Genomic DNA, 24536 nt, shown 5'->3' with positions numbered 1-24536 from the left:
GCACCATGGCGAAGAAGGACCACGTCAGCGAAACCCCGGCCACCGCGCTGCTCAAGGCGAACGGAGTCGCGTTCACCGAGCACCCCTACGAGTACGTGGAGCACGGCGGCGCCACCCACAGCGCCCAGGTGCTGGGGCTGGATCCGTTCACCGTCGTCAAGACGCTGGTGATGCAGGACGAGAAGGCGCGCCCGCTGCTCGTGCTGATGCACGGCAACCGCAAGGTCTCGACCAAGAACCTGGCGCGCCAGATCGGCGCCAAGTCGATCGAGCCCTGCGCACCGGAGGTCGCCAACCGCCACAGCGGCTACCTGGTGGGCGGCACCTCGCCCTTCGGCACGCGCCGGCAGATGCCGGTCTACATCGAGGAAACCATCCTCGCGCTGCCGCGCATTGCGATCAACGGCGGCCGCCGCGGCTACCTGGTGGGCATCGACCCGCAGGTGTGCGTGCGGCTGCTCGGGGCCAAGCCGGTGCACTGCGCGCTGGAGGAGTGAAGCGCGGCGCTGGCAGAATCGGCGCCCGATGGACACCCTGTACCCCCTGCTCGCCGCGCTGGCGGCCTACCTCGTGGGCTCGCTCGCCTTCGCCGTGATCGTCAGCCGCGCCATGGGCCTGTCGGACCCGCGCACCTTCGGCAGCAGGAATCCCGGCGCCACCAACGTGCTGCGCTCGGGCAGCAAGGCAGCCGCCATCGTCACGCTGCTGCTCGACGCGATGAAAGGGCTGGTCCCGGTGCTGCTGGTGCGCCTGTACGGCAAGCCGTACGGGCTGGAGGACGGCACGGTGGCCCTGGTCGCGCTGGGGGCCTTCCTCGGCCACCTGTACCCGGTGTTCTTCCGCTTCCAGGGCGGCAAGGGCGTGGCCACCTTCATCGGCGCGGTGTTCGGCATCCACTGGCTGCTGGGCATCGCCACCGGGCTGACCTGGCTGATCATCGCCTTCTTCTTCCGCTACTCCTCGCTGGCCTCGCTGGTGGCGGCCGTGTTCGCGCCGGTCTATTTCCTGCTGGGCGACCGCATCCAGTGGTACGCGGAAAAGCCGGTGGTGTTCGCGCTGTTCGCGATGGCGGCGCTGCTGGCCTGGCGCCACCGCGAGAACATCCAGCGGCTGGTGGCGGGCAAGGAGTCGAAGCTGGGGGCGAAGAAGAAGGCCTGAGCGGCTCCTTCGCTCAGTCCGCCTCCGCACTACTGTCCGGGAACCGTTCGCAATCGACCAGGTGCTCACTCGTGCTCGCACCCGCACAGCGGTTCCCGCGGTGGGCGGCGCCGGGCGGGGCTGATTTGTGGGGCGCCGCGAAATTTCTCCGGACTGGGGCAGCGCGCCGCAGGCGCGCGTTCGTGCTCTGACTGGCGGCATCTGTTTGAGCAGCGCGACGAAGGAGCGCAGCGAGTTTCGCCGCCCGCCCCAGGCCGGAGAAATTTCGCGGGAAGCGCCTGCGAGCGTCAGCGAGCAGGGGCCGCCCCACCATGAAGCAACGTCCGGCGCCGCCCGCCGCGCCCTCGGGGCTCAATTCGACCGCCTCAACTCGACGGCTTGATGCGCGCGCCTTGCGCGCTGCCGAATGCGGAAGCCTTGGATCCCCGCCTTCGCGGGGATGACGGTCAACAGGAATTCACTCCCGCTCGATCACGTACCGCGTCACCCGCGGCGGCTCCTCGCCGACGTGGAAGGACAGGCGGCGGTCGCGCAGCTGGGCGTCCGCCGCCGTGATGCGGTCGAAGCGGCGCAGGTGCTCGACCCAGTTCTCGTCGGTGATCTGCTCGATGTAGCAGCTCGGGTCGCTCAGGTCGTGCACCAGCTGCCAGTTGAGCGCCCCCTGGCGCAGGCGGCTGCGGCGGCTTTCCTCCATCACGGCCAGGAATTCCTGCGAGCGCGCCGGATCGATGCGGTACTCCACGCACACCTGGATGCGGCCGCCCTGCGCCGGCCCCGCCATCTGCGGCACCTTGAGCACCTGCGAGGGCGTCAGGTCCTCCTCGGTGCCGCGGTCGCGCACCAGGCGCTGCACCAGCGCCATCAGGATCACGCCGGCGACCGAGGCCGCGGCCAAGCTGGTGGGGACGCTGGTCCAGGTGGCGACCTGGCCCCACAGCGCGGCGCCCGAAGCCATGGATCCCATCAGGCACATCTGGTAGATCGACATGCCGCGCGCCCGCACCCAGTCGGGCAGGGCCATCTGGGCCGCCACGGTGAGCGAGTTCGCCACCGTGATCCAGGCCATGCCGGAGAGCACCATGGCCGGCACCGCGATCGCGATGTTGGGCGCGTAGGCCATGACCAGCGTGCCCAGCGCCTGCAGCGCCGTGCCGACGAAGATCAGCCGCTGCAGCGGCAGCCAGGCGCGCAGCCGTGGCATCTGCAGGGCGGCGAAGATGGCCCCCGCGCCCATGGAGGCGAGCAGCACCGTGAAGGTGCCGGCGGCGCCCCCCGGCAGCCCGCGCGCCACCAGCGGCAGCAGCGCCATCTGGGCGGTGGAGTGCAGGAAGAACACCGAGATGCGCAGCAGGATGCCGCGCATGCGGCCGGACTGGCGCACGAACTGCACGCCCACCCGCATGGCGCTGGACAGGCGTTCGCGCCCGAGCGGGCTTTCCTTGTGCTCGCGGCGCCAGCGCATGATCACGAAGCCAGCGACAATCGACAGCACGGCATTGAGCACGAACACCCAGGCGCTGCCCAGGCTGGCGATCACCGCGCCGGCGACCAGCGGGCCGACGATGCGCGAGCCGTTCATGGCCACGCCGTTCAGCGCCAGCGCCTGCGCCAGGTGGTGGCGTGGCACCACCTCCGGGATGATGGCCGCGAACACCGGCCAGCGCATCGCCAGCCCGACGCCGTTGGCGAAGGTCAGCGCCAGCAGCAGCTCCGGGCTCATCCAGCCGAGCAGGATCACGCTGCACAGCACGGCCGCGACGCCGGCCACCCAGAACTGGGTGATCATGAAGTAGCGGCGCCGGTCCAGGATGTCGGCCAGCGCGCCGCTGGGCAGGCCGAGGAAGAACACCGGCAGGGTGGAGGCCGACTGCACCAGCGCCACCCACAGCGGCGACGGCGCGATCGACGTCATCAGCCAGGCGGCCGCGACGTCGTTCATCCACATGCAGGTGTTGGCCGCGAACCAGGTGAACCAGAGCATCCGGAACACCGGATTGCCCAGCGGCCCCAGCGCCGTGACGGGCGGGGGCAGCGGGGGTGGTTCGAGGGTGGCGCGCTCGGGATCGGGCATCAGTAGCGACGCTCGAGCACCATCTGGTCGTTGTCGCGCCGCATCTGGAAGCGGCCCAGGAAGCTGTTGCCCAGCAGGATGTAGGGCATGGGCTGCTGCCCGACCACGGCCTCGACGTTGCGCACTTCCACGTCGCGGATGCGGACCGAGGCCAGCATGACGCGCCAGCCCAGCGCGACGCCGTTGGCCGTGCCCATGCGCACCGGCCGGCCGGACTTGTAGTCGATGCCCAGGCGCTCGGCGTCGGCGGCGCCCATGCCGATGCTGGTGGCGCCGGTGTCGACCATGAAGTAGGCGGCGCGGCCGTTGATCGCGCCTTCCGTAAGGAAGTGGCCGCCCGTGCTGGCCGTCAGCACGATCTTGCTGCCAACCGGCGCGGCAGACCCGCCGGCATCGCCCACGCTGGCGGGCGCCTCGCCCACGCGCAGCGTGTGGCGCCGGCCCCCGAACTCCAGCACGGCCTGGTCGCCCGCGGTGGACACCACCTTGACGCCCCTGTGCGAGTCGCCCGGTGCCACGGACTTGGGGGCCCCGCCGTCGACGATCAGCAGCGCACGGTTGCCCAGCATGCCCTGCAGCGCGACGGATTGGCCCCAGGCCGGGGCGGTGGCCAGCACCGCGGCTGCGAGGAGGGTGGCGCGCACGCGGGATCAGTCCCTGAAGTTGTTGAAGGACAGCGGGAGGTCCGCGATCTCCTTGCGGATCAGCGCCATCGCGGCCTGCAGGTCGTCCTTCTTGGCGCCGGTCACGCGCACGGCGTCGCCCTGGATCGAGGCCTGCAGCTTGAGCTTGCTTTCCTTGATCGCCTTCTGCACCTTCTTGGCCTGCTCGGACTCGATGCCGCTGCGCACCTTGATCACCTGCTTGACCTTGTCGCCGCCGATCTTCTCGACCTTGCCCTTGTCCAGGAACCGCACGTCGACGTTGCGCTTGGCCAGCTTGTTCGTGAGGATGTCCTGCACCTGCCCGAGCTGGAAGTCGGTGTCGCCGAACACCGTGATGTCCTTGTCCTTGATCTCGATGGCGGCCGACGTGCCCTTGAAATCGAACCGCGTGCCGATCTCCTTGGCGGTGTTGTCGACGGCGTTCTTCACCTCGACCAGGTTGGGCTCGCAGACTGTATCGAATGACGGCATTTCAGCTCCCCCGGCGCCCCGCGCCCATGGGTCACAATTCTCCCATGATCGTGGAGCAGAACGTCGCGCTGGCGCCGCACAACAGCTTCGGCATCGTCGCCAAGGCGCGCGAGCTGGTGCGCGTGCGCAGCGAAGCCGACGTCGTGCAGCTGCTGTCCGATGCGCGACTGGCCGCGGCGCCCAAGTTCGTGCTGGGCGGCGGCAGCAACATCGTGCTGACGGGCGACGTGCGCCCGCTGGTGCTGAAGGTGGAGATCGCGGGCCGCCGGGTGGTGGATGACGGTCCGCGGGCCACCGTGGTCGAGGCCGGAGCCGGCGAGAACTGGCACGAGGTGGTGGACTGGACGCTGGCCCAGGGCTTCGCCGGGCTGGAGAACCTTGCGCTGATCCCCGGCACCGTGGGCGCCGCGCCGGTGCAGAACATAGGCGCGTACGGCGTCGAACTGCAGGACCGTTTCGAATCGCTGGATGCGATCGACCTGCAGACCGGGCGCGTGTTCACGCTGGACGCCGCCCAGTGCGCCTTCGGCTACCGCGATTCGGTCTTCAAGCACGCGGCGCCGGAAGGCGGCGGCCGCGGCATGGGCCTGGCCGGCCGCGCGCTGATCCTGCGGGTGCGGTTGCGCCTGCCCAAGCCCTGGAAGCCCGAGCTGGGCTACATGGACCTGGAGCGCCGGCGTGCCGAGTCGGGCCTGGCCCGACCCAGCGCGCGGCAGGTGTTCGACTGGGTCTGCGCCATCCGCAGCGCCAAGCTGCCGGATCCGCGCGTGCTGGGCAACGCCGGCAGCTTCTTCAAGAACCCCACCGTGTCGCCCGAGCAGTGCACCGACATCATCGCCCGCGAGCCGGGCATCGTGCACTACCCCATGCCCGACGGATCGGTGAAGCTGGCCGCCGGCTGGCTCATCGACGCCTGCGGCTGGAAGGGCAAGTCGGTGGGCAATGCCGGGGTCTACGAGAAGCAGGCGCTGGTGCTGGTCAACCGCGGCGGGGCCACCGGCGGCGAGGTGGTGACGCTGGCGCGCGCCATCCAGACCAGCGTCTACGAACGCTTCGGCATCCGGCTGGAGCCCGAGCCGGTCGTGGTGTGAGCCAGCGCGACGGCTGCGCCTGTCGGCGTGGGCCTACGCAGCCGAGCTTCCAACCTCTTCATAGTGGTGGACCGTCCCACCGCCCCGCGGACGTGGACGCCCCGAGACCCACCCCATGAACCCCGGATCGCGCGCGTGCGCCCTGCGATGGTTCGGCGCCGCGGCCTGTGCGGTGCTGCTGGCGGGCGCCGCGCTGGGACAGGAAGGACCGGCGCGGCCCGCGTTCAACCTGGAGGTGCGCGCGCCCGACGAGGTGCGCGAACTGCTGGAGCGCCACCTGGAGTTGCAGCGCTACCGCCAGGTGCCCGACCTCGACGATGCGGAGCTGGCCCGGCTGCTGCGGCTGGCCGGCCGCAACGCGCGCGAGTTGCTGGGCACGCTCGGCTATTTCGCGCCCCGGCTGGACATCCGGCACGAGCCCGCCGCGGCCGGCGGGGTGCCGGTCGTGGTGGTCGAGGTCGATCCGGGCCAGCCGACCCGGATCGCAGATGTGGAGATCGGCTTCGAGGGCGACATCGCCGGCTCCGGCGAACCCGATGCGGTCGCGCAGCGCGAGCGCATCCGCGAGGGCTGGCGCCTGCCGGCGGGGCGCCGCTTCACCCAGCAGGCCTGGGACGACGCCAAGTCCGATGCGCTGCGCGAACTGGTGGCCCGGCGCTACCCGGCCGGCCGGATCGGCTTCAGCCGCGCCGACATCGATGCCGCCACCCAGCGCGCGCGTCTGGGCCTGCGCCTGGATTCGGGCCCGCTGTTCCGGCTCGGGACCCTGCAGGTGTCCGGCATCGAGCGCTACGACCCGGTGCTGGTGCCGCGGCTGGCCCGGCTGCCGCCCGGCACGATCTACGACCAGGACCGCATCCAGCGCGCCCAGTTGCGGCTGGTGGGCAGCGGCTACTTCGACTCGGCCTTCATCTACGTCGATCCGGCCGGCGACCCCGCCGCTGCCCCAGTGCAGGTGAACGTGCGCGAGGCGCCACTCAAGAAGCTGGTGCTGGGCATAGGTCTCTCCACCGACGCCGGCCCGCGCGCCACCGTGGAGTACACGCACAACCGGCTGCCCGGCCTGGGCTGGCGCGCCGTGAACAAGCTGCAGCTGGATCGCAAGGCGCCCTTCATCGGCACCGAGCTGTTCGCCGTCCCGGGCGAGGACGGCTGGCGCTGGGGCGTGGCGGCGCGCGCCGAGCGCGTGGACGACGACCCCTTGGTCACCCACAGCCAGTCCCTCCGCGTCGGCCGCACCCGCAGCGAGGAGCACATCGAGCGCAACGTCTACGTGCAGTTCGACCGCTCCAACGTGCGGGCCGAGGGGGGCGCGCTGCCGCCGGCGGACACTGGCGACGGGACCGCCCTCAGCGCCAACTACATCTGGCGCGGGCGCTACTTCGACCAGGAGCCCTACCCGACGCGCGGCTATGCCATCGGCGCCGAGCTCGGCGCCGGCATCACGCTGGTCGGCAGCCGCCGGCCGTTCCAGCGCACCGTGCTGCGCTGGCTGCAGATCCACCCGCTGGAGCGCGGGCGCATCCAGTGGCGCGCCGAGGGCGGGGCCGTGCTGGCCAGCGCCGACGCGCGGGTGCCGTCGACCCAGCTGTTCCGCACCGGCGGCGACACCTCGGTGCGCGGCTACGGGCTGCGCGACATCGGCGTCGAACAGGCCGGCGGCGTGATCGGCCCGGGCCGCCTGCTGGCGGTCGGCAGCCTGGAGTGGCAGCGGCCGATCCGCCGCGGCGGCGCACCGACGGATTTCGAAGGCGTGCTGTTCATCGACGCCGGCGCGGTGGCGGACCACGCCAGCGACCTGCGACCCGCGGTCGGCATAGGCGCCGGCGTGCGCTACCGCAGCCCGCTGGGGCCCATGCAGGTGGACCTGGCGTATGGCGTGGACGCGAAGCGGCTGCGCCTGCACATCAACATCGGCACGACCTTCTGAAGGCCCGGCATGAAGGCATTCCGATGGCTGGTGGGTGTGCTGGCACTGCTGCTGGTCCTGCTGGCCGTCGCGGCCGCCGTGCTGTGGTGGTGGTCCGGCCGCGAGGGCTCGGCCGAGTGGGCGCTGCAACAGGCGGCGCGCCGCCTGCCGGCGCTGCACGCCGAGGGGGTGACCGGCTCGCTGCGCCACGGCCTGCGGGTGGAGCAGCTCAGCTGGAGCCAGCCGGGCCTGCGCGTGCAGGCGCAGCAGGCGGAGCTCGCCTGGCAGCCGCTCGCCTTGCTGCAGCGGCGGCTGGCGCTGGACCACCTGCGCGCCGCCGTGATCCGCGTCGAGGACAGCCGGCCCGACACCGGCGAGCGTCCCCAATTGCCGGACAGCCTGGCGCTGCCGCTGCAGGTGGTGGTGGACGAGATCACCGTGGGGCGGCTCGAGTGGGTGGGGAAGTCCTCGGTGGTGCTGCGCGAGGGCGTTGCCCGCTACGTCTACGACGGCACCGCGCACCGGCTGGACCTGCGCAACCTGCGGGCGCTGGACGGCCACTACCGCGGCGAGCTGCGTGTGGGCGGGCGGGAGCCGTTCGCACTCAGCGTCCACCTGCAGGGCCGCATCGCGGCGCCGGTGCCGGGTGGCCGCGCGCCGCTGCCGCTGGTGTTCCAGGCGCGCGCCGACGGCGGGCTGGCGGACTTCGACCTGCAGGCCAAGGTGCAGGCCGAACCCGGCAGCGCCGGGGACACGCAGGCCACGCTGGTGGCCCGGGTGACGCCGTGGGAGCCGCTGCCGGTGGCGCGTGCGCGGGCCGATTTCGAAGCCTTCGACGCCGGTGCCATCTGGCCGCAGGCGCCGCACACGCTGCTGTCCGGGCGCGTCACCCTGGAGCCGCGCGACGCAGCGACCTGGGCGGTGGTGGCCGACCTGCGCAACGCGCTGCCTGGCCCCTGGGATCGCCATCGCGCCCCGGCCTCGCGGGTGCAGTTCGATGGCGACTGGCGGCTGCCGGCGCAGGCCTTCGTGCGCCAGTTGCAGGCCGAGGTCGGTGGCGGCCGGGTGCAGGCGCGCGGCGAGTGGGACAGCGAGCAGGCCTGGCGCATCGAGGCGACGCTCAGCGGCGTCAACCCGGCGGCCGTGCACACGGCGATGGCGCCGCTGCCGGTGGGTGGCCGGGCCTCGCTGCAGGCCGTCGGCGAGGCGCTGCTGTTCGACACCGCCCTCACGGCGGCCGAGGGCCTGCCGCCGGCACGCCCCCCGGGCAACGAACTGGCGGCGGCCGTGGGTGCGCTGGAGCTGCGCTCGCTGCAGGCCCGCGGGCGCTGGGAAGGCAAGGCACTCGCGCTGCCGCTGCTGGTGGTGAACACCGCCGACGCCCGGCTGGACGCAGCGCTGGACCTGGAGCCGGCCGCGCGATTCGGCCGCGGCCGCGCCGACCTGGAGGCGCCCGGGCTGCGCGTGCGCGCCGTGGGATCGGTGGGGCGCACGCGCGGTGGCGGCAATGCGAAGCTCAGCCTGGCCGACGTCGCGCTGGCCCAGCAGTGGCTGATGAAACTGCCCGGGGTGCCATTGGCGCTGCCGGAGCGCCTGCTGGCCGGGAGCGCGGAGGCGCAGTTCGCCTGGCAGGGCGGCTGGGACGATCCGGAAGTGGAGGGCACGCTGACGGTCCCCCGACTCCAGCCCGCGACCGGCCCGGATGAAGTGGCGCCCTGGGCGGTGCGCGACGCCACGCTGCGACTGGACGGTCGGCTGGCGGATGCGCGCATCGAGTTGCGCGCCCAGGCGCTGCAGGGCGAACGCCAGCTGGCGCTGGACCTGGCCGGCCGTGGCGGGCGCCAGCCGCGCGGCGCGTGGCAGGGGCAGGTCGATGCGCTGCAGGCGCAGTTGCGCGATCCGGCCATCGGTGGCGGTGGCCCCTGGCGCCTGGCCTTGCGGCAGCCGCTGGCGCTGTCCTGGGCGTCCGGTCGGCTGGTCGCCGGCGCCTCGCAGGCGACCCTGGCTGCGCCGCCCGCGCCGGCCGCGGCCGGGGCCGCGGCGACGCCGGCTCAGCCCCCGGCCGTGCTGGCCTGGGAGCCGGTCAACTGGGCGTCGGGCGAACTGCACACCGCAGGCCGCATCACCGGCTTGCCCATGGCCTGGGCGGAGCTGCTGGGCGGCCCGCAGCTGGCGGGCTCGGCGCTCTCGGGCGACCTGGTGTTCGAGGGACGCTGGGACCTGCGCCTGGGCGATCGCCTGCGGCTGCAGGCCTCGCTGGCGCGCAGCAGTGGCGACATCTCGGTGCAGGCCGAGGCCGCCGACGGCGGGCCGACCCGGGTGCCGGCCGGCGTGCGACAGGCGCAGGTGACGCTGGACGGCGAGGGCGAAGCGGTGACGGCGGCCCTGCTGTGGGATTCGGAGCGCGCCGGCAGCGCCCAGGCGCGCATCGCCACGCAGCTGTCACGGCAGGGCGGTGGCTGGGCCTGGGCGGCCGATGCGCCGCTGTCCGGTTCCATCCAGGCGCGCTTGCCGCGCCTCGGCGTGTGGTCCGTGCTGGCGCCGCCGGGCTGGCGGCTGCGCGGATCGGTGCAGGCGGACATCGCGGTGTCCGGCACCCGGTCCGATCCGCGGCTGGCCGGCCCTCTGGTCGCCGAGAACCTGGCGCTGCGCTCGGTGGTCGACGGCATCGCCTTGCAGGGCGGGCGCTTGCGGGCGCGGCTGGAGGGCCAGCAGCTGTCGATCACGGAGTTCCTGCTGTTCGGCGCCGGCCCGGACGGCGGCCGGGTCAGCGGCAGCGGCGAGGCCGGCTGGACGGGCCAGGGCGTGCAGGCGCGCCTGGCGGTGCAGATCGAGCAGCTGCGGGCCAGCACGCGCAGCGATCGCGAGATCACGCTGTCGGGCCGGCTGGTGGCCGCGATCGCGCCCGCCGCGGGCGTCGAGGTGCGCGGCGCGCTGCAGGTGGATCGCGCGCGCATCACCCTGCCGGACGAATCGACGCCCCGACTGGGCGACGACGTGGTGGTGCGCAACCTGCCGCCCGGCGTCTCGCTGGGCCGGGGCGATCCGGAGAACGGCGCCCGCGCGGGGCGCCGGCCGGTCACCATGGACGTATCGCTGGACCTGGGCCGGGATTTCCGCCTCCAGGGCCGTGGCATCCAGACCCGGCTGGCGGGCACCCTGGCGGTGTCGGGCCAGTCGGTGACCGAGCCGCGGCTCACGGGCTTGATCCGCACCGTCGGCGGCGAGTACGAGGCCTACGGCCAGCGGCTGGAGATCGAGCGCGGCGTGCTGCGCTTCACCGGCCCGGCCGACAACCCGGCGCTGGACGTGCTGGCGATCCGGCCCCGGCTGGCGCAGAAGGTCGGCGTGCAGATCACCGGCACCGCCCAGGCGCCCTTCGTGCGCCTGTACGCCGAGCCGGACCTGCCCGAGTCGGAGAAGCTGGCCTGGCTGGTGCTGGGGCGGCCGGCGGCGGCAGGGGGCGCCGAGACCGCGCTGCTGCAATCGGCGGCGATGGCGCTGCTGCAGCGGCGCGCCGGCGGGGGCGGCAGCGGCAAGGGGCCCGCGGCCTTGCTGGGCCTGGACGAACTGGGCTTCCGCCGCGACGGGGCCGACGGGCCGGCCGTCACCCTGGGCAAGCGACTGGGGCGCGACCTCTACGCGTCGTACGAACGCAGCCTGGTGGGCGCGCTGGGCACGCTGTACATCTTCTACGACCTGTCGCAGCGGCTGACGATCCGGCTGCAGGCGGGCGACCGGGTCGCGGCGGACCTGATCATGACCTTCGCATACGACTGAATCGGGGCGACGCTTCGCGTCGACTGGATCCTCCCGCCTTCGCGGAGGATGACGAAGCAGGCGAGGGCGCAGGTATTCGTCATTCCCGCGAAGGCGGGAATCCAGGGCTTCCGCCTCGGAGGCTTATTTCTTCTCGTCGCCCAGCTGCGGCAGCGCCGCGCCGCTACCGAGCGACAGCAGGCCGGCCTTGCTGTAGACGCCCAGCTTGTCGCGCGTGTCCACGATGTCGAGGTTGCGCATGGTGAGCTGGCCGATGCGGTCGCGCGGGGAGAACATGGACTCGCCCTTTTCCATGGTCAGCCGCTCGGGCTGGTAGGTGAGGTTGGGCGACTGGGTGTCCAGCAGCGAGTAGTCGTTGCCACGGCGCAGCTCCAGCGTCACCTCGCCGGTGATCGCGCGCGCCACCCAGCGCTGCGCCGTCTCGCGCAGCATGATGGCCTGCGGGTCGAACCAGCGACCCTGGTACAGCAGGCGGCCCAGGCGCCGACCGTGGTCGCGGTACTGCTCGATGGTGTCCTCGTTGTGGATGCCGGTGACCAGCCGCTCGTAGGCGATGAACAGCAGCGCCAGGCCGGGGGCCTCGTAGATGCCGCGGCTCTTGGCCTCGATGATGCGGTTCTCGATCTGGTCGCTCATGCCCAGGCCATGGCGGCCGCCGATGCGGTTGGCTTCCATGATCAGCTCGACCGGGTCGTCGAAGGTCTTGCCGTTCAGCGCAACCGGCTGGCCTTCCTCGAAGCGCACGCGCACTTCCTCGGCCTTGACCGGCACGTCCTCGCGCCAGAAGGCCACCCCCATGATCGGGTTGACGATCCGGATGCCGGAGCTCAGGTGCTCCAGGTCCTTGGCCTCGTGCGTCGCGCCCAGCATGTTGCTGTCGGTGCTGTACGCCTTCTCGGCCGACATCTTGTAGGCGAAGCCGGCCTTCTGCATGAACGCGCTCATCTCGGCGCGGCCGCCCAGTTCGTCGATGAAGGCCTGGTCCAGCCAGGGCTTGTAGACCTTCAGCGCGGGGTTGGTCAGCAGGCCGTAGCGGTAGAAGCGCTCGATGTCGTTGCCCTTGAAGGTGCTGCCGTCGCCCCAGATGTGGACGTCGTCCTCCTTCATGGCGGCGACCAGCATGGTGCCGGTGACCGCGCGCCCGAGCGGGGTGGTGTTGAAGTAGGTCAGGCCGGCCGTGGAGATGTGGAAGGCGCCGGCCTGCAGCGCCGCGATGCCTTCGTGCGCCAGCTGCTTGCGGCAGTCGATCAGCCGGGCCTTCTCGGCGCCGTACTGCATCGCCTTGCGCGGGATCTCGTCGTAGTCCGGCTCGTCGGGCTGGCCCAGGTTGGCGGTGTAGGCGTACGGGATCGCGCCCTTCTGGCGCATCCAGTGCAGCGCGGCGCTGGTGTCCAGGCCGCCGGAGAAGGCGATGCCGACCTTCTGGCCGGCGGGCAGGTGTTCGAGGATGGTGCTCACGCTGGGGGCTCGCGACTTGGTGCTAGGGGCTGCGGACCCTGGTGCAGGGCGCGCAGGCGCGCGGCTCGGTGCGATGCCGCAGGAAACAGGGGATTCTAAAGTGGGCGCGCCGCCGGCCCGGTGCCGGGCGGCGGCGCGGATCCGGGTTGGCCCTTGGGCCTATCGCCAGTGGCGATGGCCGTGGTGGTGCCCGCCGCTGCGGTGCACGAAACCGAAATGCAGCGACACCGGCGGCTGGTAGTAGTAGGGCCGGTGGTAGTAGGCCGGGTAGGCCTGTGTCACGACCACCTGCGGCGGCGCGACGACCACCGGCGCGGTGACGGCGGGTGCGGCCGGCGCGGGCGCGGCGGAGGTGGCGGGCGGCACGCCCACCGGCGTGACCTGCAGCTGCACGGTGGGGCCGGGATCGTTGGGCATGTTCACCGAGTACTGGCGCCCGGCGTACTCGTACACCACGTTGTAGCTGACGGCGCGGTTCTCGTAGTACGTCTGGGTCGTGCAGTTCTGCACGTTCTGGACCTCGGTGCCCGGGCGCTCGATGTTGTTGCCCACCATGGCACCGCCGACCACGCCGAGCGCGGTGGCGGCGGCACGCCCGCCGCCGTCGCCGATCGAATTGCCGAGAAAACCGCCGGCGATGGCGCCGAGCAAGGCGCCGGCTCCGCTGGGCTGGTGCTGGACGGCGACCGGCTGCTGCGTGCAGACCTGCCGCGGTACCGCGACCTGCTGGATAACCGGCGTGCTGGAGATCACGCGACCGACTTCCTGCGCCTGTACGGCGCCCGCCGCGGCCAGGGCCGCCAGGGGGAGAAGGATGGACTTGTTCACAGTGGCCTCGCTTGCGTTGCCCGCATGCCCAAATTCTAGGCAGCGGCCGCGGCGATGGCTCGGCGTTACGGTAAATGCTGGGTAAAAGTTCCGGCCTCAGCGGGCCGCGGCCAAGGCTTCCCAGGCGCCCGCATCGAAACCGACCGTGGTGTGTCCGCCCGGCCACTCGACCACCGGTCGCTTGATGAGGCTGGGCTGGGCCTGCATCAGCTCGCGTGCCGATGCGTCGTCGCGCACGCCGGCCTGCAGCGCGGGATCCAGCTTGCGCCAGGTGGTGCCCTGCCGGTTCACCAGCTTTTCCCAGCCGACCGCCGCGCTCCAGGAGGCCAGCCGATCGGCCGGCACGCCCGCCTTCTTGAAGTCATGGAAGCGGTAGGCCAGCCCCTGGCCGTCCAGCCAGGCGCGCGCCTTCTTCACGGTGTCGCAGTTCGGGATGCCATAGACGGTGATGCTCATGGGGCGATCCTAAAGGCGCGGACAATCGCCCCATGCAGAACGGGCAGACATTGCAGGACTGGCTGGCGCATTGCGAGCGCCTGCACCCCAAGGCGATCGAACTGGGGCTCGATCGGGTGCGCGAGGTGGCGCAGCGCATGGGGCTGGCCTTCGACTGCCCGGTGATCACGGTCGCCGGCACCAACGGCAAGGGCTCGACCTGCGCCCTGGCCGAAGCCATCCTGCAGCAGGCGGGCTGGCGCACCGGCGTCTACACCTCGCCCCACCTGGTGGATTTCGAGGAACGCTGCCGCATCGCCGGCGAAACGGTGACGGCCGACGCGCTGGTGCCGCACTTCGAGCGGGTGGAGCAGGCGCGCCAGGGCGTGCAGCTGACCTACTTCGAGTTCACCACCCTGGCCATCCTGGACCTCATGGCCGCCAGCCGGCTCGATGTCGCGATCCTGGAAGTGGGCCTGGGCGGGCGGCTGGACGCGGTCAACGTGATCGACACCGACTGCGCCATCCTCACCAGCATCGACCTGGACCACCAGGAATTCCTCGGCGGCGACCGCGAGGCGATCGGCCGCGAGAAGGCCGGCATCCTTCGGGCCGGCAAGCCGGCGATCGTCAGCGACCCCATGCCGCCAGCCAGCGTGGTCGAGGCCGCGGAGGCGATCGGCGCCGACCTGTGGCTGCACGGGCGCGACTACAACTTCACCGGCGACAAGCAGCAGTGGGCCTGGGCCGGGCGCGGCCGGCGCTATGCCGGGCTGGCCTATCCGGCGCTGCGCGGCGCCAACCAGTTGCTCAATGCCTCGGGCGTGCTGGCCGCGCTGGCCGCGCTGCGCGACCGCATCCCGATCACGGCGCAGGCGGTGCGCGCCGGCATCGGCCTGGTGGAGCTGCCCGGCCGCTTCCAGATCGTGCCGGGCGAGCCGACGCTGGTGCTGGACGTGGCGCACAACCCGCACGCGGTAGCGGCGCTCGCGGCCAACCTGGATGCGATGGGCTTCTACCCGGCCACGCGGGCGGTGTTCGGCGCGATGGCGGACAAGGATCTCGAAGCCATCCTGCGCCGCATGGACGTGATGGTGGATCGCTGGCACTTCACCGACCTGGACACGCCGCGCGCCGCTTCCGCGCAGGACCTGCAGGCCTTGTGGAAGTCCGTCACGGTGTGCCACGACGTCGACGCGAGCACGCACGCGAACCCGCGCGAAGCGCTCGAATGCGCGCTGGCCGAAGCGAACCCCACTGATAGAATCCTGGTCTTCGGATCGTTCTACACGGTGGGCGGCGTCCTCAAGGGCGGATTGCCTCGCCTGAAGGCCAAGCACCTGGCCCCCTGAATTCCAAGGCGACACGCTCCATGGCCTTTTTCAAGTTCCGCAAGGCAGGTTCCGAGAAATCGGCCGCCCCGGCGCAGACCGAAAGCGTGGAGGCCCTGCGGCGCCGGGCGCGCCACCGCCTGATCGGTGCGGCCGTGCTGGTGCTGGTGGGCGTGCTCGGCTTTCCGCTGCTGTTCGACACGCAGCCGAGGCCGGTGGCCGTCGACATCCCGATCGAGATTCCCGACCGCAACAAGGTCAAGCCGCTGACCTTGCCCGTCTCCGCGGCGCCGGCGCCGCAGGTTGTTGCCAGCCAGGCGGCCGAAGCGCCGCCCGCCAGCCAACCGGCCGCCTCGCCGTCCGGACGGCACGTCGCCTCGGGCAGCGTGACGCCGGCCGCCGGCGAGCCGGAGCCTGAAGTCAAGGCGGAAGCGAAAGCCGAGGCCAAGGCACAGGACAAGCCCGTCGAGGCGAAGGAAGCACCGAAGGCGGTAGCCGCGGCCGACAAGCCGCAGCCCGCCACGACGCCGGCCGAGCCCAAGCCCGCCACCGACTCCGATGCCGACCGCGCCCGCGCACTGCTCGAGGGCAAGCCGATGAAAGTCGCCATCGCCTCGAAGCAGGCCGCGGCGGCGCCGGCCGCCGAAGGCCGCTTCGTGGTGCAGGTCGGCGCGTTCGCCGACCCGGCCAAGGCTCGCGAGACCCGCCTGAAGGTGGAGCGCGCCGGGCTCAAGACCTACACGCACGTGGCCGAGACCAAGGACGGCAAGCGCACCCGGGTGCGGGTGGGCCCGTTCGATTCGCGTGCCGAAGCCGACAAGGCGGCCGGCAGGATCAAGGCTCTGGATTTGCCCGCGGCCATCCTCACCTTGTGAGGGCAGGGCGCGGATGGCGACGCTCGACTGGGTGTTCCTTGGCGTGCTGGCGATTTCGCTGCTGCTGGGGGCGCTGCGCGGGCTGGTCTACGAAGTGCTGTCCGTGCTGAGCTGGTTTGCGGCCTTTCTGGTGGCACAGTGGCTGGCGCCGCAGGTTGCTCCCATGCTGCCCATGGGCGGGGCCGCCGAGCCGCTGAGGTATGCCGCTTCGTTCGCCATCGTGTTCGTGCTGGCGGTCTTCGCCGGCGGGCTGCTGGCCTGGGCCAGCCGCAAGCTGATCGAGGCCGTGGGGCTGCGTCCGGTCGACCGCACGCTGGGCGCGGCCTTCGGGGTGGTGCGCGGCGTGGTGATCCTGCTGGCGCTGGCCGTGGTGGTGAACATGACGCCGCTGCGCACCGCGCCGTGGTGGACCGAGGCAGCGGGCGCCGAGGTCTCGACCGCGGCGCTGCGGGGATTGAAGCCGGTGCTGCCGGGCGAATTCGGGCAATACCTGCCCTAGGAAGACACACATGTGTGGAATCGTCGGCGCCGTCAGCGGCGCCCCCGTCAACCAGCTGATCTATGACGCGCTGCTGCTGCTGCAGCACCGCGGCCAGGACGCGGCCGGCATCGTGACCCAGCAGGGCCGCAAGTTCTTCATGCACAAGGCCAAGGGCATGGTGCGCGACGTGTTCCGCACCCGCAACATGCGTGCGCTGCCGGGCAATGCCGGGCTGGGCCAGGTGCGCTACCCCACTGCGGGCAATGCGTACAGCGAGGAGGAAGCCCAGCCGTTCTACGTGAACGCGCCCTTCGGCATCGTGCTGGTGCACAACGGCAACCTGACCAACGCGCAGGCGCTCAAGGCCGAGCTGTTCTCCACCGATCACCGCCACATCAACACCGAGAGCGACTCGGAGGTACTGCTCAACGTCTTCGCGCACGAGCTGGAGAAGGCCACGCGCGGCCTGCCGCTGCAGCCGGACGAGGTGTTCGCGGCGGTGCGCAACGTGCACCGGCGGGTGCGCGGCTCGTATGCCGTGATCGCACTGATCGCCGGCCACGGCGTGCTGGCCTTCCGCGACCCGTTCGGCATCCGGCCGCTGTCGCTGGGCCGCGGCAAGGACGGCACCGTGATGGTGGCCAGCGAGTCGGTCACGCTGGAAGGCACCGGCCACGTGTTCGAGCGCCACGTGGCGCCGGGCGAGGCAGTGTTCATCGACCTGCAGGGGCAGGTGCATTCGCGCCAGTGCGCCGACGATCCCAAGCTCTATCCCTGCATCTTCGAGTACGTGTACCTGGCGCGGCCCGATTCGGTGCTGGACGGCATCTCGGTCTACCAGGCGCGCCTGAACATGGGCGAGACGCTGGCCAAGCGGGTGATCTCCACCGTGCCGCCCAACGAGATCGACGTGGTGATCCCGATCCCCGAGTCCAGCCGGCCGAGCGCCACGCAGCTCGCGCAGCTGCTGGGCCTCCCCTACCGCGAGGGCTTCGTCAAGAACCGCTACGTCGGCCGCACCTTCATCATGCCGGGGCAGGGCGTGCGCAAGAAGTCGGTGCGCCAGAAGCTCAACGTGATCGGCAGCGAGTTCCGCGGCCGCAACGTGCTGCTGGTGGACGACTCCATCGTGCGCGGCACCACCAGCCGCGAGATCGTGCAGATGGCGCGCGACGCCGGCGCGAAGAAGGTCTACCTGGCCAGCGCGGCGCCGCCGGTGCGCTATCCCAACGTCTACGGCATCGACATGCCCACGGCCAGCGAGCTGGTGGCCCACAACCGCAGCATCGAGGAAGTGCGCCAGATCATCGGCTGCGATGCGCTGATCTACCAGGACGTGGAGCCCATGAAGCGGGCCGTGGCCGCGGCCGCGGGGCCGGGCGCGCCCAAGCTGGACGGCTTCGATGCCTCCTGCTTCGACGGCGTGTACGTGACGGGCGACATCAACCCGGACGACATCGCGAAGATCAACGAGGCCCGCGTCGGCCAGGAAGACCCGCTGGAGGAGACCACCTCCCGGCTGGCCCTGCCCAACGCGCAGGACGCCTGATGGCCGCCGATCGCAAGCTCCCGGACGGGCTGCGGCCCGAGACGCTGGCGGTGCGCGCCGCCGTCGACAAGAGCCAGTACGGCGAGAACTCCGAAGCCCTGTTCCTCAGTTCCAGCTTCACCCAGCCGAACAGCGAACTGGCGGCGCGCCGCTTCGCGGGCGAGGAGGAAGGCTTCATCTACTCGCGCTTCTCCAACCCCACGGTTGCCAGCATGGAGATGCGGCTGGCCGCGATGGAAGGCATGGAGGCGGCGGTCGGCACTGCCAGCGGCATGGGCGCGATCCTGCTGCTGTGCCTGTCGCTCCTGAAGTCGGGCGACCACATCGTGTGCTCGCGCTCCGTGTTCGGCTCCACGCTCAAGCTGATCGGCACCGAGTTCGCGAAGTTCGGCGTGGAGACCACCTTCGTCTCGCAGACCGACGTGGCCGAGTGGAAGGCGGCGATCCGCCCGCAGACGAAACTGCTGTTCGCCGAAACGCCCACCAACCCGCTGGCGGACGTGTGCGACATCCGCGCGCTGGCCGACATCGCGCACGCGTCGGGCGCGCTGCTGGCTGTGGACAACTGCTTCTGCTCGCCGGCGCTGCAACAGCCGGCGAAGTTCGGCGCCGACATCGTGGTGCACTCGGGCACCAAGTACCTGGACGGGCAGGGCCGGGTGATCGCCGGCGCCTTGTGCGCCAGCCAGGAACTGGTCACCGGCAAGTTCGTGCCCGTGATGCGCAGCGCCGGCATCAGCCTGTCGCCCTTCAACGCCTGGGTGGTGCTCAAGGGGCTGGAGACGCTGGGCATCCGCATGGAGGCGCAGTCGCTGCGCGCGCTGGAACTGGCGCGCTGGCTGGAAGCGCACCCCAAGGTCGAGCGCGTGTACTACCCCGGCCTGCCCAGCCATCCGCAGCATGAACTGGCCATGGCCCAGCAGTCCGGTCGCGGCGGCGCGGTGCTGGGCTTCGACGTCAAGGCGCGCGATGCCGAGGAGGCGCGCCGCAACGCCTTCCATGTGATCGATTCGACCCGGCTGCTGTCGGTCACCGCCAACCTGGGCGACGTGAAGAGCATCGTCACCCATCCGGCCAGCACCTCGCATGGCCGCCTGACCGAGGCCCAGCGGCAGGCGGCGGGCATCCGCCAGAACCTGGTCCGCCTGGCCGTCGGCCTGGAGCACGTCGAGGACCTCAAGGACGACCTGGAGCGAGGCCTGGGCACGCTCTAGATCCGGTTTCACGTCATCCCGACGCTTCGAAGGCAGGCTCGCGCCGGGATCCAGTGCTTCCGCCATTCCCGTCGCGAGCCGCCACAATCCCGCCTCATGTCCACCCGCACGCGTTTCGCCCCTTCCCCCACGGGTTTCATCCACCTCGGCAACATCCGCTCGGCCCTTTACCCCTGGGCTTTCGCCCGTTCCACCGGCGGCAAGTTCATCCTGCGCATCGAGGACACCGACCTGGAACGCTCCTCGCAGGAAGCCGTCGACGTCATCCTGCAGGGCATGGCCTGGCTCGGCCTGGACCACGATGAAGGGCCCTACTACCAGATGCAGCGGATGGATCGCTACAAGGAAGTGATCCGGCAGATGCAGGAGCAGGGCCTGGTCTATCCCTGCTACATGAGCGTGGCCGAGCTGGACGCGCTGCGCGAGCGGCAGATGGCCAACAAGGAGAAGCCGCGCTACGACGGCACCTGGCGCCCGGAGCCGGGCAAGACGCTGCCGCCGGTGCCCGAGGGCGTGCTGCCGGTGCTGCGCTTCCGCAACCCGCTCACGGGGGTGGTGGCCTGGGACGACAAGGTCAAGGGCCGCATCGAGATCCGCAACGAGGAACTGGACGACCTGGTGATCGCGCGGCCCGACGGCACGCCCACCTACAACTTCTGCGTGGTGGTCGACGACATCGACATGGGGATCACCCACGTGATCCGCGGCGACGACCACGTCAACAACACGCCGCGCCAGATCAACATCTTCCGCGCGCTCGGCAAGGAGCCGCCGGTGTACGCGCACCTGCCCACCGTGCTGCAGCCCGTCGTCGGCCAGGACGGCACCGTGCGCGTGGAGAAGATGAGCAAGCGCCACGGCGCCAAGCCGGTCACCCAGTACCGCGACGAGGGTTTCCTGCCGGAGGCCATGGTGAACTACCTGGCGCGCCTGGGCTGGTCGCACGGCGACGACGAGATCTTCAGCCGCGAGCAGTTCCTGCAGTGGTTCGACCTCGACCACCTGGGCAAGAGCGCCGCGCAGTTCGACGAGGCCAAGCTGCGCTGGGTGAACGCCCAGCACATGAAGGCGACCCCCGACGAGCAGCTGGCGCTGCTGGTGGGGGAACAGTTGCGCAAGCGCGGCATCGAACCGGATGAGCGGCTGCCGCGACTGTGCGGCCTGCTCAAGGACCGCAGCGACACGACCGTGGTGCTGGCCGATTGGGCGCAGCGCTTCTACCAGGAGGTGCAGCCCAGCGCGGAGGACGTCGCCAGGCACATCACCGAAGGCGTGCGCCCCGCGATCGGCATGCTGGCGAAGATGCTGGAGGGTGTGCCCTGGGAGAAGGCCTCCATAGCCGAGAGCCTGAAGGAAGTGCTGCGTGCCACCGGCCTGAAGATGCCCCAGCTGGCCATGCCGGTGCGGGTGCTGGTGCTGGGCACGCCGCAATCGCCCTCGCTGGATGCGGTGCTGGAGCTGTTACCCCGCGAGATCGTGTTGATGAGGCTGGCGAAGGCCTGATTTTTCAGTGTAGAATCTGCGGCTCGACACCAAGCGGGGGTATAGCTCAGCTGGGAGAGCGCTTGCATGGCATGCAAGAGGTCAGCGGTTCGATCCCGCTTACCTCCACCAAGTGCAAGGTGTCGGGAGTTCCAAGGTTTCGACCCTATCGTCTAGAGGCCTAGGACATCACCCTTTCACGGTGAGTACCGGGGTTCGAATCCCCGTAGGGTCGCCAGGTCAACCCGGCAACGGGCATCAGGCAACAAGTGGCAGGCACTTGCCCCGCATCGTCGGGGGAACACCTGCACCGACGCGGAGTGGTAGTTCAGTCGGTTAGAATACCGGCCTGTCACGCCGGGGGTCGCGGGTTCGAGTCCCGTCCACTCCGCCACCATTCACGGGGGTTTGTTGCTACGGAAGTAGGAGCAAACCCCCGTTCTCATTGCAACTTCGGAATGCGCCGGGCTTGTGTCGCGTCGGGCTGCCAAGGGCGCGTAGCCTGGCTACGCAACGATGCATTCGCTGGCTTGGGCGGCGAGGTGGATCGCCGCATCGCAACGGTACCTGGGCGCTTTGCTCCTTCTAGAATGCCACCCACCTCGAATGTCCGAGGCAACGACACACACGGAAGTACATGGCAACTGCTAAGAAGGCCAAGCCGGCCACCAAGAAATCGACCCCTGCACGCCGCACCGCGAAGGCTCCGGCGAAAGCTGCGAAGCCCGCGGCTGGCGCGATGAAGCCGATCAAGGAGGTGTTCAGCAAGAGCGGCCTGGTGAGCCACCTCGCCGAGTCCTCGGGCGTCGAACCCAAGTCCGTCAAGGCCGTGATGGCGGCCCTGGAAAGCACGGTTCTCGCGTCCGTCAACAAGAAGGGGGCTGGCTCCTTCGTGCTGCCCGGCCTGCTGAAGGTCAACGCCATCGCAGTCCCGGCCAAGAAGGCGCGCAAGGGCATCAACCCCTTCACCAAGGAAGAAACCGTGTTCAAGGCCAAGCCGGCGACGACCAAGCTGAAGGTCCGTCCGCTCAAGAAGCTGAAGGACGCTGCGCTCTGATCCACCCGGTGGGTCGATCGAGGACGGCCGCCGCTGGCGGCCGTTTTCATTCCCGGCGGCCATGGACGACCGCATGGGCCGCCTGGGTCGGACGGCGGCCCTGATGAATTCGCGCCTAGGCCTTGTCCATCTCGAACGCCAGGTACTCGTCCTCGTGGGAGAACATCACCAGCTCCCGCGTCGTCTTGCACGTCCAGGTCTGCTGCAGGTGCAACCGGGGCAGGCTGAGCGCCTGCACGTCGAACACCACCTCGCACCAACCCGCCTCGCGCCGCGCCGATTCGTAGCGGATGGACTGCGGGGGCGGTTCCAAACTGCGCACGCAGGCGGCGAGCTCGTGGCAGCTGGAGTAGTCGCTCGGGTGCCTCCACCGCGCGCGGTGCTCCACCCAGGGCGGCACGGTGATGTCCAGTTCCCGTCCGGCGAATCGCGCCTGGAAGAAGGTGTGCTCGGTCACGAGCTGCCCCTCGCGCAAGCCGTCCGAGTCCATGAAGAAGCGCCAGCGCCAGTGCGCCAGTTCGGCCGCGACCGTCACCGGATCGTCGGCGCCGTACCAGGCGCCGGCTTCGTGCGGCCGGCGGAAACGCGATGGCCAGTCCGGCACGTAGCGAAAGGGCGTGAACAGCAGGTAGTGCGCGCCCGCGGCCCCGGGCGGCAGCGGGGGCTTGCTGTCCTCGAGCAGCTGCTCGAGCAGCAACTGCTCCTCGCGGTTGTCCACCAGGCGCATGGTGGCCACGCGGTGCTGCGCTTCCACCCCGCGCCACAGGTCGCGCTCGACCCTTCGCGTGGCGTCCAGCCAGGCAGCCTTCCAGAGGCTCATGCGATCGCGCGCGCCGTGTCCAGGTAGCGCACCACCTGCACCAGCCCTTCGACGCGCTGGATGGCGTCCCTCGGTGCGGCGTTGAAGGCGCGATTGAAGCTGTTCATCCAGGCCAGCCGGTGCTGGTCGCTGTTGCCCACCAGGGCGTCCAGGGAGCGGTAGACGCGCACCAGCAGGGCGCCGAGCTCGGCCGGCTTGGTCCCGATCTCCAGCTGGCGCGCACCGCTGGCCATGCGCGAGACGGTGGACTCGCTCAGCCCCACCACCCGGGCCAAGGCGGCGTTGGACAACCCCAGCAGGCCCGCGGCCCGCAGGGTCGCCTTGGTCAATGCCGGACCCGCGGCGGGGTTCCGGGCCAGGGGAGTCGAGAGCTCAGGCATGACGAATTTCCTTGCTATTGAAAGTCTATGACCATTATCTTGCTATCGCAAGCCTGAAGACGTCCGCCGGCCCGCAAGCCCCGGCCCGGCGTGGGTGCTCGGGCTGCCTTTCCCGCGTCCAGGACTATTCTTGGCTGGGCCTCCCTGGAGGCCACCCGATGGGGCGGATGCGCTCGCCGGGTTGCCGTTCCCCGCAGCCAAGAAGAAGTGTCGTGAGTGCCCCACCTGTTCGCCAGTGGCTCGTCCAGTCGGCCGGCCGCATAGAGGCCGCCCTTGGCCCATCGCGGCTGGAGCGCCTGGTGCTGCCACCGCTGCTCGAGCGCCCCGGCAAGGAGAGCGAGTTCTGTGCCGTGCAGCTCGACGACGGCAGCGTGGGCCTGTCGTACACGCTGCTGGACGGCACGTTGCAGGCCCTGCATGCCGGCGCGGCGACCGCGCCCGGAACCCCGGCGACCGACCTGGTCGCCGGCTATGCAGCCGGCGATGGTGCGGCCCGTGCGATCGGCCTGGCCACGATCAACGCCCTCACGCGCCGGCTGTACGAGCGCGCCGGGTTCAGGCCCGATGACGGCGTCGATTCCTTCGGCTCCCTGGACCTGGGGCCCGGCGACCGGCTGGGGATGGTGGGCCACTTCGGCCCCTTGATCCGGCAGGCACGCAGCTTGGGCATCGACGTCGTCGTGCTCGAACTGAGGGCCGACCTGGTGCGGGAGGAGCCGGGGCTGGTCGTCACGCTGGACCCGCACCGGCTGGCCGGCTGCAACAAGATCGTGTCCACGAGCACGCTGCTGCTGAACGACACGTTCGAACAGGTCGCGTGCCACTGGCGGCACGCGCAGGCGGTGGCCCTGGTCGGGCCATCGGCCGGGTGCCCGCCGGATGCGCTGTTCGCCGCGGGGGTGAGCGCGGTCGGAAGCGCCTGGATCGTCGATGTCGATGCCTTCCTGGCGCGCGTGGCTGGCGGAACGCCATGGGGCGAGGCATCCCGGAAGGTCACCATCACTCCGCAGCGCTATCCGGGCTTCGACCAGCTCCTGCTGGCCGCCCGCTGATGGCCGCTGTCACGCCCGCCCGGCAATCCGCTGCCGCGCGCCTTCGCCTCACCGCTCGTACTTCGCCGTCAGCTTCGCCTCGCCGATCTTCGCGAAATGGATGTTGAAGCCGACGTACGCCGCCGAGGCGTCGTCGGGGACGTCCAGCTTGTCGACGTTCAGCGCGTAGAGCGTGAAGACGTAGCGGTGCGGCCCGTGGCCGGGCGGCGGCGCGGCGCCGCCGTATTCCTGGGTGCCGAAGTCGGTGCGGCCCTGCTTGGCACCCGAGGGCAGTTTGGATCCGCCCGCGGCGCCGGCGCCGCGCGGCAGTTCGGTCGCGTTGGCGGGGATGTCGTAGACCACCCAGTGCCACCAGCCCGAGCCGGTGGGCGCGTCGGGGTCGTACATCGTCAGCGCGAAGCTTTTCGTGCCTTCGGGTGCACCGCTCCA

At 70.9% G+C, this 24536-nt stretch carries 22 protein-coding genes and 3 tRNA genes; 16 read left to right on the top strand and 9 right to left on the bottom strand.

Translation table 11 applies throughout. The features are described from left to right. The first annotated feature begins 5 nt into the window (after positions 1-5). Together VEC03_RS13600 and plsY are read left to right on the top strand one after the other, a co-directional pair. On the top strand, positions 6-497 hold the full coding sequence (locus VEC03_RS13600; protein ID WP_324916017.1) for an aminoacyl-tRNA deacylase: 492 nt from the start codon (positions 6-8) through the stop codon (positions 495-497). Between the two features lie 28 nt (positions 498-525). Next, positions 526-1158 carry a glycerol-3-phosphate 1-O-acyltransferase PlsY gene (gene plsY, locus VEC03_RS13595; RefSeq protein ID WP_324916015.1) on the top strand — a complete coding sequence of 211 codons (633 nt, stop codon included), beginning with the start codon at positions 526-528 and terminating at the stop codon, positions 1156-1158. 457 nt (positions 1159-1615) lie between these two features. Here the strand turns inward: plsY and VEC03_RS13590 are convergent, their stop codons facing one another. From VEC03_RS13590 to VEC03_RS13580, 3 genes are read right to left on the bottom strand one after another with little or no spacing between them, the layout of a single operon-like run. After that, positions 1616-3229, bottom strand: coding sequence for an MFS transporter (locus VEC03_RS13590; protein WP_324916014.1), 1614 nt, complete (start codon positions 3227-3229; stop codon positions 1616-1618). Continuing rightward, positions 3229-3873 (bottom strand): retropepsin-like aspartic protease family protein, encoded by a 645-nt coding sequence (locus VEC03_RS13585; protein ID WP_324916013.1) that lies wholly within the window; start codon positions 3871-3873, stop codon positions 3229-3231. Before VEC03_RS13585 ends, VEC03_RS13590 begins: the two co-directional genes overlap by 1 nt. A 6-nt stretch (positions 3874-3879) precedes the next feature. Further along, on the bottom strand, positions 3880-4365 hold the full coding sequence (locus VEC03_RS13580; RefSeq protein WP_324916011.1) for a YajQ family cyclic di-GMP-binding protein: 486 nt from the start codon (positions 4363-4365) through the stop codon (positions 3880-3882). Positions 4366-4409: 44 nt separating this feature from the next. Here VEC03_RS13580 and murB point away from each other — a divergent pair, with 44 nt between their 5' ends. The 3 genes from murB to VEC03_RS13565 all read left to right on the top strand — a co-directional run bounded on the left by murB (position 4410) and on the right by VEC03_RS13565 (position 11145). Beyond that, positions 4410-5456 (top strand): UDP-N-acetylmuramate dehydrogenase, encoded by a 1047-nt coding sequence (gene murB / locus VEC03_RS13575; protein ID WP_324916010.1) that lies wholly within the window; start codon positions 4410-4412, stop codon positions 5454-5456. Between the two features lie 115 nt (positions 5457-5571). Next, positions 5572-7386: an autotransporter assembly complex protein TamA gene (locus VEC03_RS13570; protein ID WP_324916008.1), complete on the top strand. Its 1815-nt coding sequence runs from the start codon at positions 5572-5574 to the stop codon at positions 7384-7386. A gap of 9 nt (positions 7387-7395) precedes the next feature. Then, positions 7396-11145, top strand: a complete 3750-nt coding sequence (locus VEC03_RS13565) for a translocation/assembly module TamB domain-containing protein (protein WP_324916007.1) — start codon at positions 7396-7398, stop codon at positions 11143-11145. A gap of 123 nt (positions 11146-11268) precedes the next feature. On the opposite strand, the gene argG is transcribed toward VEC03_RS13565, so the two are convergent. The 3 genes from argG to VEC03_RS13550 form a co-directional block, all read right to left on the bottom strand. After that, positions 11269-12603, bottom strand: a complete 1335-nt coding sequence (gene argG / locus VEC03_RS13560) for an argininosuccinate synthase (protein WP_324916006.1) — start codon at positions 12601-12603, stop codon at positions 11269-11271. Between the two features lie 159 nt (positions 12604-12762). Next, positions 12763-13431: a glycine zipper 2TM domain-containing protein gene (locus tag VEC03_RS13555; protein ID WP_324916005.1), complete on the bottom strand. Its 669-nt coding sequence runs from the start codon at positions 13429-13431 to the stop codon at positions 12763-12765. Positions 13432-13527: 96 nt separating this feature from the next. Continuing rightward, positions 13528-13887: an ArsC family reductase gene (locus VEC03_RS13550; RefSeq protein ID WP_324916003.1), complete on the bottom strand. Its 360-nt coding sequence runs from the start codon at positions 13885-13887 to the stop codon at positions 13528-13530. 32 nt (positions 13888-13919) lie between these two features. Here VEC03_RS13550 and folC point away from each other — a divergent pair, with 32 nt between their 5' ends. The 10 genes from folC to VEC03_RS13500 all read left to right on the top strand — a co-directional run bounded on the left by folC (position 13920) and on the right by VEC03_RS13500 (position 21855). Then, positions 13920-15218, top strand: a complete 1299-nt coding sequence (folC, locus tag VEC03_RS13545) for a bifunctional tetrahydrofolate synthase/dihydrofolate synthase (protein WP_324916002.1) — start codon at positions 13920-13922, stop codon at positions 15216-15218. A 20-nt stretch (positions 15219-15238) separates the two neighbouring features. Beyond that, positions 15239-16072: an SPOR domain-containing protein gene (locus VEC03_RS13540; RefSeq protein ID WP_324916001.1), complete on the top strand. Its 834-nt coding sequence runs from the start codon at positions 15239-15241 to the stop codon at positions 16070-16072. A 13-nt stretch (positions 16073-16085) separates the two neighbouring features. Next, positions 16086-16571, top strand: a complete 486-nt coding sequence (locus VEC03_RS13535; RefSeq protein ID WP_324915999.1) for a CvpA family protein — start codon at positions 16086-16088, stop codon at positions 16569-16571. A gap of 10 nt (positions 16572-16581) precedes the next feature. Further along, positions 16582-18102, top strand: coding sequence for an amidophosphoribosyltransferase (gene purF / locus VEC03_RS13530; RefSeq protein ID WP_324915998.1), 1521 nt, complete (start codon positions 16582-16584; stop codon positions 18100-18102). After that, positions 18102-19316 (top strand): O-succinylhomoserine sulfhydrylase, encoded by a 1215-nt coding sequence (locus tag VEC03_RS13525; RefSeq protein WP_324915997.1) that lies wholly within the window; start codon positions 18102-18104, stop codon positions 19314-19316. The genes purF and VEC03_RS13525 overlap by 1 nt, the downstream gene beginning before the upstream one ends. 96 nt (positions 19317-19412) lie before the next feature. After that, entirely contained in the window at positions 19413-20819 is a 1407-nt protein-coding gene (gene gltX / locus VEC03_RS13520) for a glutamate--tRNA ligase (protein ID WP_324915995.1), read from the top strand. A 35-nt stretch (positions 20820-20854) separates the two neighbouring features. Then, a tRNA-Ala gene (locus VEC03_RS13515) sits at positions 20855-20930 on the top strand. 30 nt (positions 20931-20960) lie between these two features. Beyond that, a tRNA-Glu gene (locus tag VEC03_RS13510) sits at positions 20961-21036 on the top strand. A 79-nt stretch (positions 21037-21115) separates the two neighbouring features. Then, positions 21116-21192 (top strand) — tRNA-Asp (locus tag VEC03_RS13505). 243 nt (positions 21193-21435) lie between these two features. After that, the gene (locus tag VEC03_RS13500; RefSeq protein ID WP_324915994.1) at positions 21436-21855 is read left to right on the top strand and encodes an HU family DNA-binding protein; all 420 of its coding nucleotides are present in this window, start codon (positions 21436-21438) and stop codon (positions 21853-21855) included. Positions 21856-21970: 115 nt separating this feature from the next. Here the strand turns inward: VEC03_RS13500 and VEC03_RS13495 are convergent, their stop codons facing one another. Both VEC03_RS13495 and VEC03_RS13490 read right to left on the bottom strand, forming a co-directional pair. Further along, entirely contained in the window at positions 21971-22675 is a 705-nt protein-coding gene (locus VEC03_RS13495) for an RES family NAD+ phosphorylase (RefSeq protein ID WP_324915993.1), read from the bottom strand. Then, positions 22672-23055: an MbcA/ParS/Xre antitoxin family protein gene (locus VEC03_RS13490; protein ID WP_324915991.1), complete on the bottom strand. Its 384-nt coding sequence runs from the start codon at positions 23053-23055 to the stop codon at positions 22672-22674. The genes VEC03_RS13495 and VEC03_RS13490 overlap by 4 nt, the downstream gene beginning before the upstream one ends. A gap of 212 nt (positions 23056-23267) precedes the next feature. Between VEC03_RS13490 and VEC03_RS13485 the strand changes: the two genes are divergently transcribed. Next, complete coding sequence (locus VEC03_RS13485) at positions 23268-24107, top strand: Rossmann-like domain-containing protein (RefSeq protein WP_324915990.1); 840 nt, start codon at positions 23268-23270, stop codon at positions 24105-24107. 48 nt (positions 24108-24155) lie between these two features. Here the strand turns inward: VEC03_RS13485 and VEC03_RS13480 are convergent. Beyond that, the coding region (locus tag VEC03_RS13480) for a YbhB/YbcL family Raf kinase inhibitor-like protein (protein ID WP_324915989.1) at positions 24156-24536 on the bottom strand (381 nt) is incomplete at its 5' end.

Origin of the sequence: Ramlibacter sp. (genome assembly GCF_035627355.1) — a bacterium.
In the GTDB taxonomy this organism is placed as follows: Bacteria; Pseudomonadota; Gammaproteobacteria; order Burkholderiales; family Burkholderiaceae_C; genus Ramlibacter.
This window is presented reverse-complemented; position numbering and strand designations above follow the sequence as displayed.